Here is a 15,319-nt window from a genome sequence, read left to right on the forward strand (position 1 = left end):
AATATCTCGACTATGGTTTTAGTTTTTTCACTAACTTGATCATTGTTTTCGCCACTGCGCTGGGATAGTAAGTCACGTGCGTAATATCGCGCAGTGTGGAATCAAGTCGCTTATGCCATTCCATAGCTTTACCGTAAAACTCAATGTTAATGATTCCCTCTTGAGCCATATTAACGCTGTAGTGCTTCAACATTTCAATTTTTAACATCAGTGCTGGAGATTGTTTATTAAACTGTTCGTTATAAGTCGTTTTCAGAATGATCAGACAATCGTCTTGTTGAATACATAAATCGACCGCGACTATTTCTTGGTTTATTTTGTAATACCAGCAACAGGCTTGGCCTGAAGCCGCCATCTCACTGAGCGCTTGTTGATAAAATTTGCCTTGGGTATTGTTAGGTGAAATGGCGGTGCCTTCTTCACCTTTCCAGCCCATGCTTTCTAACTCGCCGTACTTGATGATGGCTTGTTTTACTTCATCAGGCTCACTGACTTTTTGCCATGACAAGGTGTCTTCAGCGCGACTGGCTCGATTAATGACTTTATTGTAATTCTGTCGCATGTTTTTGCCAAGCGATTGAAAAAACGCGTCAAAGTCTTCAGCAATCGGACGATTGCCAGTGACAATATACGGCATAGTTTCAAACTTACTTTGGGGCGTAAATTCAGTAAATTTACTATCCATTTGCAGCATGTCGAGCATGGCAACGTTTCCCGGTAAGTGCTCGCAGATGTGTTTGATGATGCTTTCGTCAACCTTAGGGGAAGCATGCAAAAATAAACCTAACGGGCATTGAGACGGCATAGCTGTTGCCCATCTGCCTTTTCCGTGGTTCTTAAATATCCCGGCAACTTGCAACTCTTCGCCTTCATAGGCAAGAAGCAAGGTTTCATCACCGTCTAAAAAGTGGGTGATCAACGCATTGACAAAAGCAGGCTCAAAAAACGCCAGATTCATCGTTGCTCTGTTTAAACGAGTCCATGCTTGTTGATGAGCGGGAAATTCAGAGCAGGGAAGGGCAAGCCAATTCATATCTGTTTCCTATGCGCGAAGTTGATTAAAAGTAGACACAAGACTGTCTAATTGATGTTGGGTTAACTGTTGATGACAGGGGATCTGGATCAATAGCGAACGATACTCTTGACTCACACTACAGTCGCTTATAGCCACTTCTTCCCAGCGGAGTATTTGGATCCCTTGTTTTCTAAGCGTGGAAAAGTGCTTGTCATCTGTCAGCAAAAACGGGATCACATAGGGTACATCGTCATCCGTCAATTGGCTAAATAACGGTTGGCCTACTGCTGGATTATTAATGTGTTGAGTTAAATACGCGAAATTAGCCCTACGCTTGGCTTTAATGGTGTCTAAGTCACTGTGGCAAAAAATAAATTTTGTGTGGCGATAGCTGGCCGACGTCAAATCAACAGGTTGAAAATAACGTAAATGCGCATCTTCATTTTCAACCGATTCAGCCATCGATGCTGCTTTGGTTTCGGGCTTGCCTTTTAGCCAAGTTTTAATCTTATCTAGTGCTTGTGGAATACCGGCTATGAAAGCACACGCCTTAAACTCTTCAACCCAACTAATATGATTTAGCTGCGCATGGTAAGGGGCTTTCAAATACAGTGCACCGCCATCGATGGTCGGTAAAATTTTATTAATACTACAAATACTGGCATCCACTTGGGGCACGCTATTCACACTATTTTCAAAATGATCGGTGAATCGAAACAGGGAATGCGCACAATCTTCGATAACTTTAACCGGTCGGGCGTGCAAAAACTCGATAACCTCATTATTGTTTTGCCCAAAACCGAAGTAGCGCACCACCACGCAATGGGAGACATCATCAGTGAGAGCTCGTTCAAGCATGCTTATATCCACGCTTAAATCCTCATTTACAGGATAAAAACGTATTTCATAACCCAGCCATATGAAAGGTTCGACCAACGCTGGACAATGGTAGGCAGGGATCAGGATCACGTTGCTATCGGTGTTTTTTAGTGCGGTCCCGGCAATGCCTATCGCGCCGCGCCCATTGCGGGTAAATAGCGTGTCGTTGACCTCTCCTTGGACACATTTAGCCAATTTCAATGCCGAAAATTTGAATTTCGGTGTGGCTGGAACCCGAGGTTTGGGGAATTGACTGGCGTCAGCGATAGGTTTAAAAAATGATACTGCCATGTGTCTCTGCTAGCAAAGGGCTCTCCTGTTAGAAAAACCATTAATATGGATATGCCAGTATGCTAAGTCATGTTCATGCAAAATACCACGCTCAAAGGGGGATTGGCGCCACAAAAGCATTGAATTTAAACACTAATGCCTTTTTCAGCACTTTACGATATCCTTGCGCAATCAAATCTTACTGTTTGGGACCTCATCAACTCAATGCTTACCGGCCATTTTATTGCTAGCGACAACCGTCAGGTCTTTGTGACTCAGTTCGGAACGCCCAATCCACACAAAACACTTTTGTTATTACCCTCGTTATTCGAAGAAATGAATTTATGTCGTGCTATCGTCGCCAAACAAGCGGCGTTTCTGGTAGAACAGGGATACTGTGTGTATGCCTTAGATTATGCAGGCACCGGTGATAGCCAAGGCGACATTAATCAGGTGACGGCCAACGATTGGCATGCCGACATACTAGCAACGGTTGTGTGGCTGACATCACAAGGCGTGCAGTCTTTATCATTATGGGGAATACGATTTGGTGGACTGATAGCGCTAACCAGTTTGCCAAAGGTTGTCGAGATTTTGCCGGTTAACAGGGTCTTGTTATGGAAACCCGTTCCCAAGGGTAAGCAATTCATGACCCAATTCTTGCGCCTTAAGCAAGCAAACTCGATGATGCAGGGGCAAACCAAAATCAATTGGCGCGAACATATTTTAGGCGGTGAAGAGACAGAGGTCGCAGGCTATATAATTAACGCGCCACTCCTAGCCAGCATTGATGCACTGGAGATGCCCAAGGAACTCACGCACAGAACAGCGATTCGTTGGTTGGAGTTAGCCGCGACGTCGGTTACACCGGCAATTCAGATCCAAACTAAACAATGGCCAGAAGCACAATTTAGCGTGTCATGTATCCAGGGGAGTGCGTTTTGGCAAATCCCCGAGATATTTGCCCAACCCCATTTACATCAACCCACGCTAAATGCATTGCAAGGCAAGGATGCTGATGACAATCAGCTCAAGGCCAATGACAATGACAAGGAGGCGCCATTATGAATCAACTCGTTACTAAAGAGGCGGCGATTTCCTTTACGTCTGGGAGTCATCAATTATTGGGGATAGCTCACCAAAGCGAGCAGGCGGTTAAAACCGGGGTGCTGGTGGTCGTGGGCGGTCCGCAATATCGGGTAGGCAGTCACCGCCAGTTTGTGCAGCTCTCCAGAGCCTTGGCACAACAGCAAATCCCTTCATTTCGCTTCGACTATACCGGCATGGGTGATAGTCAAGGGGAAAAGAAAGCCTTTCATCAGATTTGTGATGATATCAAAGTGGCCTGCGATACGGCCATTAACACCTTGGGCGTAGAGCAATTGGTCATTTGGGGGCTGTGTGACGCTGCGTCTGCGGCCATGATCTACGCTCATCAAGACAACAGAGTTAAGGGCATAGTCATCCTCAACCCATGGCTTAGAAGTGATGCGGCCATGGGCAAAACCATGTTGAAGTATTATTACGTGCAGCGTTTATTGTCTAAAGAATTTTGGCAAAAGCTGCTTACCGGAAAAGTCAATGTGGCCTCCAGTATAGGTGATGCAAAAGGATTCGTAAAAGACAGCGTGTCTGAACAACAAAACAGCCAAGATGCCTATCAGTCGCGGATGCAATCGGGACTGGCCGCGTTTTCTGGTCGTGTTTGCTTAATATTGAGTGGTGTAGATCTCACTGCCAAAGAGTTTGAACAGCAGGCGTTATCTAGCAAAGCGTGGAAGAAACTGCGCTCAAAGCAGACCGAGTTACATCGAATTGAACGAGCCGATCACACGTTTTCCAGTCATGCCTTTAAGCGTGAAGTGGAACAGATAACATTGGATTTCGTACGCGGTTTAAACCAGTAGCCTGTGCAGATTGAAGCACTTTCGAATTAATGCCAGTTACGAATTTTGTTGTATTTATCATACGGTAACTGGCAATATAACTTCACAAAACCGGTCCAATCCGGTAACCCATTATTATGAACTAACCCCAATCGCAAACGGGAACCATTGTGACTGAAAAAAGTAAAAAGCATTTTGCCATAAGCGCACTCATTCAATTGATTTTAATTGGGCTTGCGGTGGTATTGAGTTATCGTTTCACCCAGCATTTCTCAATCATTCCTAAAGCGGTATTACATCTGCCAGATGTGTATGTCAGCAATGCAGACATGTGGCAAATCGTTAAGATATTCGTGATCACATATGCCATTCAAATAATGCTGGCGTATTGGCGCAATGGCTCTGCCGCTTTCTCATCTGCCGCACGTTTTGCCAATGAGTACGTGTGGTTTTTATATGCCTACACGACATCTTCCCTTTACCTGTTTATGGCCACGACCATTAATTATGACCCACAGTTAATTGCGGCAATTGGCCTTTTTGCGACCTTAATGTATGTGATTGCTTTTGCCATTTGCCATGCTCTTTGGCATACCTCTGGTGTGATGGGGAATCTACTGTCTGCCATTGCTGCGATGTTCAAAAGAATGTTGAGCATTTCGGGTGTGCTAGCGCTGGTGTATTTTTTAGTGCCGCTTGCCATGGGCAAAGCCTTTACTTCAGATAGAGATATAGCCAATGCGATAACCCAAGTGCGCATCTGGTTTAATCCTGTTGAAACCTCTGATTGGGGCTTTAAAAATTATCTACCTAATTTGAAATTTGCCCAGCCTTTGCTTGTTAAGCAAGCACCAGGTGACGACACCAGTTTGTATGTTCTAGAGCGGGGCGGAAAAATCCTTAAAGTGGATAACGTCGATGCCAGCAGTACAACAGTGATTGTCGATGTGTCAGCGCAAATGGGCGAAGTGGAAATGGAAAATGGCGCACTCGGCTTTGACTTCCATCCTCAATTTGCTGATCAAGCTGCGAACAAGCCTTATCTTTATCTGTATTACACCGATACCCGAGCAGAAGATAAACAGCACAATCGTATTTCTCGTTTTGACATTCGCTCTGATCAAGCATCCGTAAATAACACCACCGAAATGGTGCTTTTCGAAATGGTGCGCAATGATTCAGGCTTTCACAATGGTGGCTCTGTTGAATTTGGCCCTGATGGCTTTTTGTATATTGGTATTGGCGAAGGAGTGCATCCGCCAGAAGCAAAAACCTCAGCCGAAGTATTTCGCTCTGGTATTTTGAGAATCGACGTGGACATGGATCCACAAAGAAGCGTACCAATCGATAAGGCCTTTGATTACGGCACAATTCAGAATTATTACATTCCAAAAGATAATCCGTTTTTTGATAACGATCAGATCCGCAATGAATACTATGCGCTGGGGTTACGTAATCCCTTTAGGTTCAATTTTGATAAACAAACTAATGATTTATGGTTAGGTGATATCGGATCAACCATCTGGGAAGAAGTAAACAAAATTGAAAAAGGTAAGCATTATCAGTTTCCGGTTATAGAAGGTCGTAATTCAAGTGGCGTAGAAGGGTGGGAGAGTCTCGATATTCCGCAACAAGGACCCGTTTATACCTACGAACACAATGCTTACGATCGCGCTGTTATTGGTGGCATAGTCAATCGCTCAGACGCGTATCCTGATTTAAAAGACAAGTATGTGTTTGCTGATAATTATTCCGCTAAAGTGTTTGTTATGGACATTGATAAACCACAAGTTGACGAGGTTGAGCTGATAGCCAGAGCCAATCAATACGCGCAACGCGGTATCAGTGCGGTTCAACAACTACGTGACGGCAGTATTATCATAACAACCCTTGGTGCCGCATCTGAGCCCAGTGGTGAAGTCTTGCAGTTAGTGCATGCCGACCAAGCAAATGTGTTTAGAGAAGAAGTCGATAACACGCCTAAAGACTACGATCAGAAAGCGACTGCGGCTCTGTTTGCAGTGAACTGTGCACGTTGCCACGGCGTCAAAGGCGATGGCAAAGGACCCGATTCAGGACTTCTGGGGGTTGAGATGCCGGATTTAACCTCGCCACTGTACCATCACAACACAGACGCTGAAGCCATCAAAAAGATTATTGTCGAAGGGGGAGTAGCGGTTGGTAAGAGCCCGCTTATGCCACCTTGGGGCGGTTTCTTGAAACCAAAGGAAATTGATCACCTGGTCACGTACATTGAGTCGTTGCCCGACCAACACCATAGCCATTGAGTAGGTGACCGTAACACGGTCATCCTCGAGGCGCTCTTGGTCGAGGATCTCCTAAACGCCTGTTTGCACTCAACTTCGTCAGACTGTTTGGGAGATCCCAGCTAACAACATGCAAGGGTGACCGTAACACGGTCATTCCCGAGGTCTCTTGATCGGGAATCTCCTAAACGCCTGTTTGCACTCAACTACGTCAGACTGCTTAGGAGATCCCAGCTAACAACATGCTGGGATGACGGGAGTGAACATGCAAGGATGACCGTAACACGGTCATCCTCGAGACGCTCTTGGTCGAGGATCTCCTAAACGCCTGTTTGCACTCAACTACGTAAGACTGTTTGGGAGATCCCAGCTAACAACATGCTGGGATGACGGGAGTGAACATGCAAGGGTGACCGTAACACGGTCATCCTCGAGACGCTCTTGGTCGAGGATCTCCTAAACGCCTGTTTGCACTCAACTACGTAAGACTGTTTGGGAGATCCCAGCTAACAACATGCTGGGATGACGGGAGTGAACATGCAAGGGTGACCGTAACACGGTCATCCTCGAGGCGCTCTTGGTCGAGGATCTCCTAAACGCCTGTTTGCACTCAACTACGTAAGACTGTTTGGAAGATCCCAGCTAACAACATGCTGGGATGACCGTGTTACGGTCATCCTCGAGGCGCTCTTGGTCGAGGATCTCCTAAACGCCTGTTTGTCGTTAAAACACCACTATTGGCTCATTAAATGCCGGTAATGAAAGCGTAAATGGTTTTCGATGAAACTGGCAATAAAATAATAACTGTGGTCGTAGCCAGAGTGATAGTTTATTTCCGCCGGATAGTTAATTTGCTTGGCTATTTGCTCGAACGGGCGCGTTAACTTTTGCGAGTCCAGAAAATCATCGGCTAGGCCTTGGTCAATTAGCATTGGAACTTGCAAAAATTGACCTTGCTGTTGCAAAAGATGGCAGGCGTCATATTGTTGCCAACTGGTTTTATCCTCGCCCAAGTATGCCGTCAGCGCTTTTTTACCCCAATCACATGCCATCGGATTGACGATGGGCGCAAATGCCGACACTGACATGTATTGTTGCACGTTGGATAAGCCAATAACGAGTGCGCCGTGACCGCCCATTGAGTGACCAGCAATGGAGAACTTAGCCTTACAATGAAAGGTGTCGCGGATCAGTGCTGGTAGCTCTTCAACAATGTAATCATACATTTTATAGTGACTATCCCACGGCGCTTGGGTTGCATTGACATAAAAGCCAGCCCCTTTACCTAAATCATAGCCTTCATCATCGGCAACCTCATCGCCACGAGGGCTGGTGTCAGGCGCGACTAGAATCATGCCTAATTCCGCGGCCACGCGTTGCGCACCGGCTTTGGTGATAAAGTTTTCGTCGTTGCAGGTTAAACCGCTTAACCAAAACAGCACCGGTAAACGATGGCTTAGTTGTACTTGAGGTGGCACAAAAACGCTCAACTTCATGTCGCAGTTAAGTACTTCCGAATGATGCTGATAACGCTGTTGTTGTCCGCCAAAACAGTTAGTTGAAGCAATGAGTTCTAAACTAGCCATTAGAAATGCACCACCGTACGAATGGATTTGCCTTGATGCATTAAATCGAATGCCGTATTGATATCTTCGAGTGGCATAGTGTGGGTGATAAAGGTGTCTAGTTCGAATTCACCATCCATGTAACGCTGCACATAATCGGGTAATTGGCTGCGACCTTTTACGCCACCAAATGCGGTGCCACGCCATACTCTACCAGTCACTAGTTGAAAAGGGCGGGTACTGATTTCTTGACCAGCTCCCGCGACGCCAATGATCACCGACTCCCCCCAACCTTTGTGGCAACATTCAAGCGCAGAGCGCATCACGTTAACGTTTCCGATACATTCAAACGAGTAGTCGACGCCGCCGTCTGTCATCTCAACGATGATGTCTTGAATCGGCTTATCGTAGTCTTTTGGATTGATCACCTCAGTTGCACCTAATTGCTTGGCTATGTCGAATTTATCTTCGTTGATATCGATGGCAATGATGCGTCCCGCTTTGGCCATCTTGGCGCCAATTAGCACTGATAAACCTATTCCGCCTAGACCAAATACGGCAACTGTGTCGCCTTCTTCAACCTTGGCTGCATTAGTGACCGCACCCATACCTGTGGTGACGCCACAACCGAGCAAACACACTTTCTCTAGGGGAGCATCTTTGGGAATTTTAGCCAGTGCAATTTCTGGCACAACCGTGTGCTCTGCAAAAGTAGAGGTGCCCATATAGTGATAAATTGGTTGGCCATCTTTCGAGAATCGTGTGGTGCCATCTGGCATCAAACCTTTGCCTTGGGTAGCTCGAATGGCCTGACACAAATTCGTTTTACCCGATAAACAGAATTTACATTTACCACACTCGGGAGTGTACAAAGGAATCACGTGATCTCCGACTTCGACTAGGGTTACTCCCTCGCCGACGGCTTCAACAATCCCCGCGCCTTCATGGCCTAAAATAGCTGGAAAAAGACCTTCTGGATCATCACCTGACAGTGTGTAGGCATCGGTATGACACACACCTGTGGCAATAATTTTGACTAATACCTCGCCTTTTTGAGGTGGCATTAGGTCGACTTCTTCAATACTCAAAGGCTGGCCCGCTTCCCAAGCGACTGCAGCGCGTGTTTTGATTAATTGCATGTTAAGGATCCTTGTTGTCTTTAATTTCTATGACAGGTGCCGATGAAAGCAATAGATCGCTCGAACCACTTGGTCTGTTTGATCTTATAGCCTTGTGAGCACATGTCATTGTCTTTTAATTCTTGTTCCAGACGTTTTACTGCGATCTCTTCTAAGCGCAAACGTGTTTCATTACTGATTTCGAGTCTCGGCTTTTGTTGCGGGCGGCTGACCAACCCTATGTTAGCAATAATCGTATTCTGTTGATTGCCAAAAAGCACTTCTGGTGGCACGAACCAGGTCATATGAAAGTCAAACCCGTCTTTTGCAGCGTCATCATGCGTCACCTCGAAGCTGTGCCTTATTTGCAGATGATGATCATTTTTACTACTACAACCCACTAACGTAATGCAGCTGAAAAACATAATTAGTCGAGCACTGGATTTGATTACAGTGAGCATAGGTTAATGAAAATTATATTGTTTGTTTTTTGCATATATCCAGCTTACTGCAATTTCTAGCAGGATCAAAACCTTGAAAATGAAAATCAGTGCCTTATTTAGTTATCAGATTTTTATGACAATTAATCTCTTTTATTATGTAATTAGTATAAAAGGGATCACTAAAAAGCTCGGGTAATGAAAAAACCCATAACATGCGGTGCCGATCTAGGCTAATATCAATGTTAACAGCTAGTTATTTTTACCTCATCAATTAAGGATTTATTGTGAAGCGTTTAGCTCTTATTGTGTATGTTGTTAGTCTGACTTGGTCTTATGCCGCCAGTGCCACTGATGATATGTATGGGATTGTGAGTGCTGGATATGCCAAGTCGGATATCGACACTTCTGCAGGTGCCGATGGAGCCAGTTATAAACTAGCACTAGGTTATGAGTTTCACCGCCAATGGTATGCAGAGTTTGGTTATCAACAAATCGTCAACCAAAGCCACGTCGATATGCCGCCGCTAACCGAAGCGGAACTCGCAAATACAGAATTTGGCATGAAGGCTGACGCATTAGTTGCTTCGGTTCTAGGTAAAGCGGCCAGTAACGCCGGTGAACTATTTTATCGACTAGGCGTAATGAATGTGGATGTGAGCGGACAGAGTGTCAGTGATTCACCCGAATGTGCGCTTGGTAATGGTAGTGACTTTTCATTAGATAGCGGCGATATCAAAACTTTGTGCGAGTTCGATGAAGGGATTATTGCTGGCGTGGTGGGTATTGGCTTTGACTTTTATCTGGGCGTGAACTTGATGCTTCGTACTGAAGTTGAACATATCAAAGGTCAGCAAGGCTTTGAAACTAACGCCGGTTATGTGGGCTTGAGGTACAACTTTTAATATTGTTGAACAGCCATACTCACGATTAATGTTGGCTCACTTCAAGTGCATACTTTAAGGAGACAAACATGAAAAATGAATTAGACAGCCGCTTCGTATTGGCGGTATTTGAAAAGATAAGAGAGAAAGGTGAAGAGGTAGAAGGCGGACACATGTTGGAAGGTGTTAAGGCCTACTCTGATCTTGACGGATACACTGTTTATCTCGAAGATGCGTTCGTAAACTTACGTTACGGATTCCATAATCAATATCATTTTGACTATGAAAAAGCCGAGCAACTGGAGAATTTTCAAAGGAAACTAATCGCTATTAGCAAAATGGATTAGTCGTGTAACTTCGGCTATTTTTCTTGGTATAAACTAAGTGCGATTAGTCTGTGCGCTTCACTCTGACGCTATTATGGACACACTAGGTCGGCACCCGCATCGTTTTCATGCACGCCATTGTTGTTACGATCTTGACTCATTTTAACTCTGCCTTGAGGAGTAACGGTCAGCATTCGGGCATACCTTGCGTCTTTATCATTATGACAAATTAACAGTGTCGATTGGGTATTGGCCGACCCATTTGGTAAAAATTGGATGGCTTGCGCTGGACCTACCAAGTAGTTGTTGCTTGATAACAACGATGTGGCTGCTAAAATTTCTTCGTCATTGCCTCTGGCACCGTTGCCGTCTTCGTCTCCAAAGATCATTTTCACCTGGCTCCAATTGGTTGTGCAGGTAGCAAAATCAGAGGACGGGCAGACTATGGTTTCAAGTTGTTCGTCAACCGCAGTGGCTCTGGCATATTGAATAATGCCGCTGATTTCGTTGATCTCAGCAACAATTCTGTTTTTAATGATAATGTCTTGAGTCGCAGGAACAGCGAAAGTGAGTACGACACCGACAATGACAAGTCCAATCATAAGCTCAACCAGTGTTGCTCCTTTTTGCTGTCGAGCTTGGTTGTGTAGCGCTTTTGATGTTCTCAATGTGACCTCAATATGAAAAAAATGACCTGATTTGTCACTGCTGACGTTTTATTATCTTAACCATAGCGCAATTTAGCAGTTTGTTGCGTATGTATTTGTGTAACTCAGTATTGCCATCAAAATGCTTTGCTGTGTGAGGCAAAACACATATCATTGCATAAGCGTATAGTATAAAACACGGGAAGAAAGATGCACAAACAAGCAATATTAGAAGAGATGCAGGTGTTACCTGAAATAGACCCTGCCGTTGAAGTGAGTAAACGAGTCAGTTTTATCAAAGGACAACTTCTAAGTGCGGGTTTAAAAACACTGATATTAGGTATCAGTGGTGGCGTCGATTCTTGCACCTTAGGTCGTTTGGCACAGCTCGCAGTAGATGAATTGAACCAAGATTCGCAAGGTGACTACCAGTTTGTGGCTGTGCGTTTGCCTTATAATGTGCAAGCTGATGAACAAGATGCGCAGGCAAGTATTGATTTTATTAATCCTACTCACGCGTTAAGCGTCAATGTGCAACCTGGCGCAGATGCTATTCATCAAAATACAAGTGACGCCATGCAGTCTTTGGGATTGTTGCCTGACGACGAAGTGAAACAAGATTTCGTCAAGGGCAACGTCAAAGCGCGGACTCGCATGGTTATCCAATATGAAATTGCTGGGATGCTCGATGGTCTGGTATTGGGAAGCGACCACTCAGCAGAAAATATTACCGGCTTTTACACTAAATACGGAGATGGGGCTTGTGATCTTGCGCCCTTGTTTGGTCTCAATAAACGTCAAGTTAGGCAGATAGCGTTGTTTCTAGGCGCACCTGAAAAAATTGTGTATAAAGCACCTACTGCGGATCTGGAAACTTTGTCACCACAAAAAGCGGATGAACAAGCGTTGGGATTAACCTATGATCAAATAGACGACTTTTTAGAGGGCAAAGCGGTGAGTCAAGACGTTGAAGAAAAGCTCATCGCTATTTATCGTAAAACCCAACATAAGCGAGTTCCCATCCCGACCCTTTATGATGGGATAAACCAATAACATTAAGTGAATTTCGTAACGCAAAAAGTTTATAAGCACTAAGGAAAACAATCGAGATGAAGAAAATCGAAGCGATCGTTAAGCCATTTAAAATGGATGATGTCAGAGAGTCACTATCTGAAATCGGTGTGTCTGGGATGACAGTCACTGAGGTCAAAGGCTTTGGACGGCAAAAAGGTCACACCGAATTGTATCGTGGAGCAGAATACCAAGTAGACTTTTTACCCAAGGTGAAACTGGAAATTGTATTACCTGAAGACCAAGTAGATAGAGCCGTGGAAGTGATATCAGCAGCAGCGCATACGGGCAAGATTGGCGATGGTAAAATATTTGTCACTACGGTAGAACGAGTGATCCGGATTCGCACCGGTGAAGAAAACGAAGATGCCGTATAACTGACCTGAACTGAAGGATAACTAATAAAATCAGTTTTACTGTCGGGACTGCAATTTTTATTGCTGTCCCGATCAGGAGGTTTAGCTAGGCTTTGCCTGTCGATGTCGAAAAGGGGCGTCTTTCTGTTTAATTTACCCCCGCTGCTAGTTGCCTAGTGAGTGTGTCCACAACCACCGGCGCCGTGAACATGCCCATGGGCAATCTCTTCTGCTGTTGCTTCGCGCACTTCCAGTACTTCTACGTCAAAGGTTAGAGTTAAGCCGGACAACGGGTGATTGCCATCAACCACAACTTCTTCATCGGTAACATCGATTACCATCACAGATTGTTCGCCCTCATCCGTTGTGGCTCTAAATGTCATACCGACATCCACTTCCATGCCATCAAACATAGAAATCGGCATCATTTGCACTAATTCATCGTGACGCTTTCCATAGGCCAGCTCTGGTTCAATATCGATAACAAACTTATCACCGGGACTACGCCCATTTAACGCCTCTTCTAATCCTTGGATCAGATATTGACTCCCTTGCATATATACCATCGGCTCTTCACCTCTGGATGAATCAATCTGTGTACCATCTGGAGTGCTAACTGTGAAGTGCATGGTAACGACGGAGTTTTCGGATATCTGCATATTATTCTGTTCTCTTACTTTTAGTTAGGGCGCTTAAGCCTGTGAAAATAAAATGGTGACTTGGTAAGCCTAGCAACGTCGCTAGGCTCTAACAAGTTTCTTACTGAATAAGTTAACCTGCAATAACTAATAAAATGAGTTAATCAATGCTGTAGGGCAAGGGCTCTACGCTAAAGGTTTGTTGCGGATTGTTCTTTGCTCGTAACATGGCATCTGAGGCTGTGTCATTTGGAAGCACCGCGAGAACCCACGTACTGTCTTCTAATGTTGCACTGCGCAACACAGTACCTGAACGACGCCAGTTTTCACCTACTTGAGCTTCTAAACTATCACCAGCTTGCAATTGCGCAGCCAGGTTTGATTTTAAGATAAATGCAGCGCGCTTGTTTTTACCCAAGTATTTGGTACGTGCCACGACTTCTTGGCCCATGTAGCAGCCTTTATCAAAGCTAATCGCATCAAGCGCCTGCATATTCATCATTTGTGGGATAAATTCGATTGAGGTTTGGCTCTGGATATTGGCGATACCAGCGACGATATCCATTGCTTCCCAATAACTTTCATCCACCACATACTCGGCCAACTGCTCTAATAACGAATTAGCTGCTTGAGATTTGGTGATCACGAGAAAGCGTGGTTTGGGTTGTTCAAATCTAATTACGTAACCTAGTTCACTATGCACGACTGCTAGATGCTGCTGTGGTAAGGCTCCGAATAATTTACTCAGGGCTTTTTCCGCTTCTACCCCCGCCATGCCGACAAATTGATGGTCTTGTGTGGTATCTGAAAAGTCCACTTTTGAGAACACACCGTATTTTTTTAATTCAGCCAGCGATGCGGGAATACTTTCGGGATGACATAAGAATTCGATTTTTTGTGCACCGCCTAGAGCATAGAATATATTCCATGTTTTGCCTTTAAAGTCACAGTGGCAGCCAAGTTGAGCTTGATCGGGTGTCAGCTGTGCAACATTATTAGTCACCTTTCCTTGTAAGTAACTCGTTGCATCTTCACCGTTGATCGATATGATCCCTAATGTAGACAATTCACATATAAAGTTGTCTGGAGAGGTAAAACTGGACTGCATACGCAAACGAACCTTGTTAATCTGTTAAGTGTTGTCATTATAATAGGGTTTAACCACTCATATACAAGGTCCTATTGATTCAATAACTCGGTAGCTTGCTGTAATGCTCTCAGTTTTTGTGCAATAAGACGCTATCGATTTTTCCTGCAGGAGTAGTCATGTTTGACAAAAAGAGAGTGAATCGACTGCGATGGGCATGCCGTCGTGGGATGTTAGAGCTCGACGTACTTTTTATGCCGTTTGTAGAAGACGCGTTTAACGACCTTGATGAGCAGCAGCAGCTGACGTTTGAGCGTTTATTAACGTGCGATGATCCGGATCTTTATGCTTGGTTCATGGGCCATCAAAAATGCGATGACGCGCAACTGCGCGACATGATTAAGTTCATCTTAAATCGTGTCAAAGTATAGGATTGAAATTCGTGCTCAATCAGGTTTGCGCAGCGTCGTGCAAATCAGCTGGCTGTGTGGGCTACTGTTATCTATCTGGAGTTGGAAAGTTGATGTGATCACTTATCAACTGCTGCTGCAAATCCTCGGCTCATTAATGATCATAGGTTTCGGCGGCTTTTGGCTAGTGACGCACAGGCATGCACAGCGACCATTAACCTTTTTACTCAGTGAATCAGGGAAGCTAACACAAATGCCCGACAGCGGCATTCAGTGGCAAGTCAGCAGCGATTCAAAGCTTGTGGGCCCTTTCGTGTATCTGCAGGCTCACGACAGATTTAATCACCAACAAAGAATGACAAATTGGCTGGCAAAAGATCAGTTTATCGAAACGGACTTTCGCCGATTGTGCCGCGTAATATGCCGTTGTCAACGTGCTAATAATATGAATCCAGTGTGA

17 protein-coding genes are annotated in these 15,319 nt (G+C 44.9%); 9 read left to right on the forward strand and 8 right to left on the reverse strand.

Annotated features, from left to right (window positions below; translation table 11 throughout):
* Window positions 1-10: 10 nt before the first annotated feature.
* Together ABD036_RS10585 and ABD036_RS10590 are read right to left on the reverse strand one after the other, a co-directional pair.
* Window positions 11-1,033, reverse strand: coding sequence for a GNAT family N-acetyltransferase (locus ABD036_RS10585; protein ID WP_343859644.1), 1,023 nt, complete (start codon window positions 1,031-1,033; stop codon window positions 11-13).
* A 9-nt stretch (window positions 1,034-1,042) separates the two neighbouring features.
* Window positions 1,043-2,185 carry a DegT/DnrJ/EryC1/StrS family aminotransferase gene (locus tag ABD036_RS10590; RefSeq protein WP_343859646.1) on the reverse strand — a complete coding sequence of 381 codons (1,143 nt, stop codon included), beginning with the start codon at window positions 2,183-2,185 and terminating at the stop codon, window positions 1,043-1,045.
* A 135-nt stretch (window positions 2,186-2,320) separates the two neighbouring features.
* On the opposite strand from ABD036_RS10590, the gene ABD036_RS10595 reads away from it, so the two are divergent.
* The 3 genes from ABD036_RS10595 to ABD036_RS10605 all read left to right on the forward strand — a co-directional run bounded on the left by ABD036_RS10595 (window position 2,321) and on the right by ABD036_RS10605 (window position 6,338).
* Window positions 2,321-3,232 (forward strand): alpha/beta hydrolase family protein, encoded by a 912-nt coding sequence (locus tag ABD036_RS10595; RefSeq protein WP_343859648.1) that lies wholly within the window; start codon window positions 2,321-2,323, stop codon window positions 3,230-3,232.
* Entirely contained in the window at window positions 3,229-4,071 is an 843-nt protein-coding gene (locus ABD036_RS10600; protein ID WP_343859651.1) for a hydrolase 1, exosortase A system-associated, read from the forward strand. Before ABD036_RS10595 ends, ABD036_RS10600 begins: the two co-directional genes overlap by 4 nt.
* 149 nt (window positions 4,072-4,220) lie before the next feature.
* Window positions 4,221-6,338, forward strand: a complete 2,118-nt coding sequence (locus ABD036_RS10605; protein ID WP_343859653.1) for a PQQ-dependent sugar dehydrogenase — start codon at window positions 4,221-4,223, stop codon at window positions 6,336-6,338.
* Window positions 6,339-7,051: 713 nt separating this feature from the next.
* Here the strand turns inward: ABD036_RS10605 and fghA are convergent.
* The 3 genes from fghA to ABD036_RS10620 are packed head-to-tail and all read right to left on the reverse strand — an operon-like array spanning window position 7,052 to window position 9,347.
* Window positions 7,052-7,903, reverse strand: a complete 852-nt coding sequence (gene fghA / locus ABD036_RS10610) for an S-formylglutathione hydrolase (RefSeq protein ID WP_343859654.1) — start codon at window positions 7,901-7,903, stop codon at window positions 7,052-7,054.
* A complete protein-coding gene (locus ABD036_RS10615; protein ID WP_343859655.1) occupies window positions 7,903-9,021 on the reverse strand; it encodes an S-(hydroxymethyl)glutathione dehydrogenase/class III alcohol dehydrogenase in 1,119 nt (372 codons plus the stop codon). Before ABD036_RS10615 ends, fghA begins: the two co-directional genes overlap by 1 nt.
* A gap of 20 nt (window positions 9,022-9,041) precedes the next feature.
* Window positions 9,042-9,347 carry a hypothetical protein gene (locus ABD036_RS10620; RefSeq protein ID WP_343859657.1) on the reverse strand — a complete coding sequence of 102 codons (306 nt, stop codon included), beginning with the start codon at window positions 9,345-9,347 and terminating at the stop codon, window positions 9,042-9,044.
* 380 nt (window positions 9,348-9,727) lie between these two features.
* On the opposite strand from ABD036_RS10620, the gene ABD036_RS10625 reads away from it, so the two are divergent.
* Window positions 9,728-10,345: a hypothetical protein gene (locus ABD036_RS10625; protein ID WP_343859659.1), complete on the forward strand. Its 618-nt coding sequence runs from the start codon at window positions 9,728-9,730 to the stop codon at window positions 10,343-10,345.
* Between the two features lie 68 nt (window positions 10,346-10,413).
* Window positions 10,414-10,671 (forward strand): DUF3081 domain-containing protein, encoded by a 258-nt coding sequence (locus ABD036_RS10630; protein ID WP_343859661.1) that lies wholly within the window; start codon window positions 10,414-10,416, stop codon window positions 10,669-10,671.
* 71 nt (window positions 10,672-10,742) lie between these two features.
* Here ABD036_RS10630 and ABD036_RS10635 read toward each other — a convergent pair whose 3' ends face one another.
* On the reverse strand, window positions 10,743-11,318 hold the full coding sequence (locus tag ABD036_RS10635; protein WP_343859663.1) for a GspH/FimT family pseudopilin: 576 nt from the start codon (window positions 11,316-11,318) through the stop codon (window positions 10,743-10,745).
* A 189-nt stretch (window positions 11,319-11,507) separates the two neighbouring features.
* Between ABD036_RS10635 and nadE the strand changes: the two genes are divergently transcribed.
* On the forward strand, window positions 11,508-12,350 hold the full coding sequence (gene nadE / locus ABD036_RS10640) for an ammonia-dependent NAD(+) synthetase (RefSeq protein WP_343859666.1): 843 nt from the start codon (window positions 11,508-11,510) through the stop codon (window positions 12,348-12,350).
* A gap of 56 nt (window positions 12,351-12,406) precedes the next feature.
* The gene (locus tag ABD036_RS10645; RefSeq protein WP_343859669.1) at window positions 12,407-12,745 is read left to right on the forward strand and encodes a P-II family nitrogen regulator; all 339 of its coding nucleotides are present in this window, start codon (window positions 12,407-12,409) and stop codon (window positions 12,743-12,745) included.
* 152 nt (window positions 12,746-12,897) lie between these two features.
* On the opposite strand, the gene ABD036_RS10650 is transcribed toward ABD036_RS10645, so the two are convergent.
* Window positions 12,898-13,383, reverse strand: a complete 486-nt coding sequence (locus ABD036_RS10650; protein ID WP_343859672.1) for an FKBP-type peptidyl-prolyl cis-trans isomerase — start codon at window positions 13,381-13,383, stop codon at window positions 12,898-12,900.
* A gap of 139 nt (window positions 13,384-13,522) precedes the next feature.
* Entirely contained in the window at window positions 13,523-14,470 is a 948-nt protein-coding gene (ygfZ, locus tag ABD036_RS10655; protein ID WP_343859674.1) for a tRNA-modifying protein YgfZ, read from the reverse strand.
* A gap of 158 nt (window positions 14,471-14,628) precedes the next feature.
* On the opposite strand from ygfZ, the gene ABD036_RS10660 reads away from it, so the two are divergent.
* Both ABD036_RS10660 and ABD036_RS10665 read left to right on the forward strand, forming a co-directional pair.
* Entirely contained in the window at window positions 14,629-14,880 is a 252-nt protein-coding gene (locus ABD036_RS10660) for an FAD assembly factor SdhE (RefSeq protein WP_343859675.1), read from the forward strand.
* On the forward strand, window positions 14,867-15,319 hold the full coding sequence (locus ABD036_RS10665) for a protein YgfX (protein WP_343859678.1): 453 nt from the start codon (window positions 14,867-14,869) through the stop codon (window positions 15,317-15,319). The genes ABD036_RS10660 and ABD036_RS10665 overlap by 14 nt, the downstream gene beginning before the upstream one ends.

Source organism: Aliiglaciecola litoralis (assembly GCF_039523355.1).
Classification (GTDB): Bacteria; Pseudomonadota; Gammaproteobacteria; order Enterobacterales; family Alteromonadaceae; genus Aliiglaciecola; species Aliiglaciecola litoralis.

Excerpts from the sequence above, each read along its gene's own strand:
- ABD036_RS10585 (WP_343859644.1), bottom strand. The coding sequence starts at position 1,033 with ATGAATTGGCTTGCCCTTCCCTGCTCTGAATTTCCCGCTCATCAACAA.
- ABD036_RS10590 (WP_343859646.1), bottom strand. The coding sequence starts at position 2,185 with ATGGCAGTATCATTTTTTAAACCTATCGCTGACGCCAGTCAATTCCCC.
- ABD036_RS10595 (WP_343859648.1), top strand. The coding sequence starts at position 2,321 with ATGCCTTTTTCAGCACTTTACGATATCCTTGCGCAATCAAATCTTACT.
- ABD036_RS10600 (WP_343859651.1), top strand. The coding sequence starts at position 3,229 with ATGAATCAACTCGTTACTAAAGAGGCGGCGATTTCCTTTACGTCTGGG.
- fghA (WP_343859654.1), bottom strand. The coding sequence starts at position 7,903 with ATGGCTAGTTTAGAACTCATTGCTTCAACTAACTGTTTTGGCGGACAA.
- ABD036_RS10615 (WP_343859655.1), bottom strand. The coding sequence starts at position 9,021 with ATGCAATTAATCAAAACACGCGCTGCAGTCGCTTGGGAAGCGGGCCAG.
- ABD036_RS10630 (WP_343859661.1), top strand. The coding sequence starts at position 10,414 with ATGAAAAATGAATTAGACAGCCGCTTCGTATTGGCGGTATTTGAAAAG.
- nadE (WP_343859666.1), top strand. The coding sequence starts at position 11,508 with ATGCACAAACAAGCAATATTAGAAGAGATGCAGGTGTTACCTGAAATA.
- ABD036_RS10645 (WP_343859669.1), top strand. The coding sequence starts at position 12,407 with ATGAAGAAAATCGAAGCGATCGTTAAGCCATTTAAAATGGATGATGTC.
- ABD036_RS10650 (WP_343859672.1), bottom strand. The coding sequence starts at position 13,383 with ATGCAGATATCCGAAAACTCCGTCGTTACCATGCACTTCACAGTTAGC.
- ygfZ (WP_343859674.1), bottom strand. The coding sequence starts at position 14,470 with ATGCAGTCCAGTTTTACCTCTCCAGACAACTTTATATGTGAATTGTCT.
- ABD036_RS10660 (WP_343859675.1), top strand. The coding sequence starts at position 14,629 with ATGTTTGACAAAAAGAGAGTGAATCGACTGCGATGGGCATGCCGTCGT.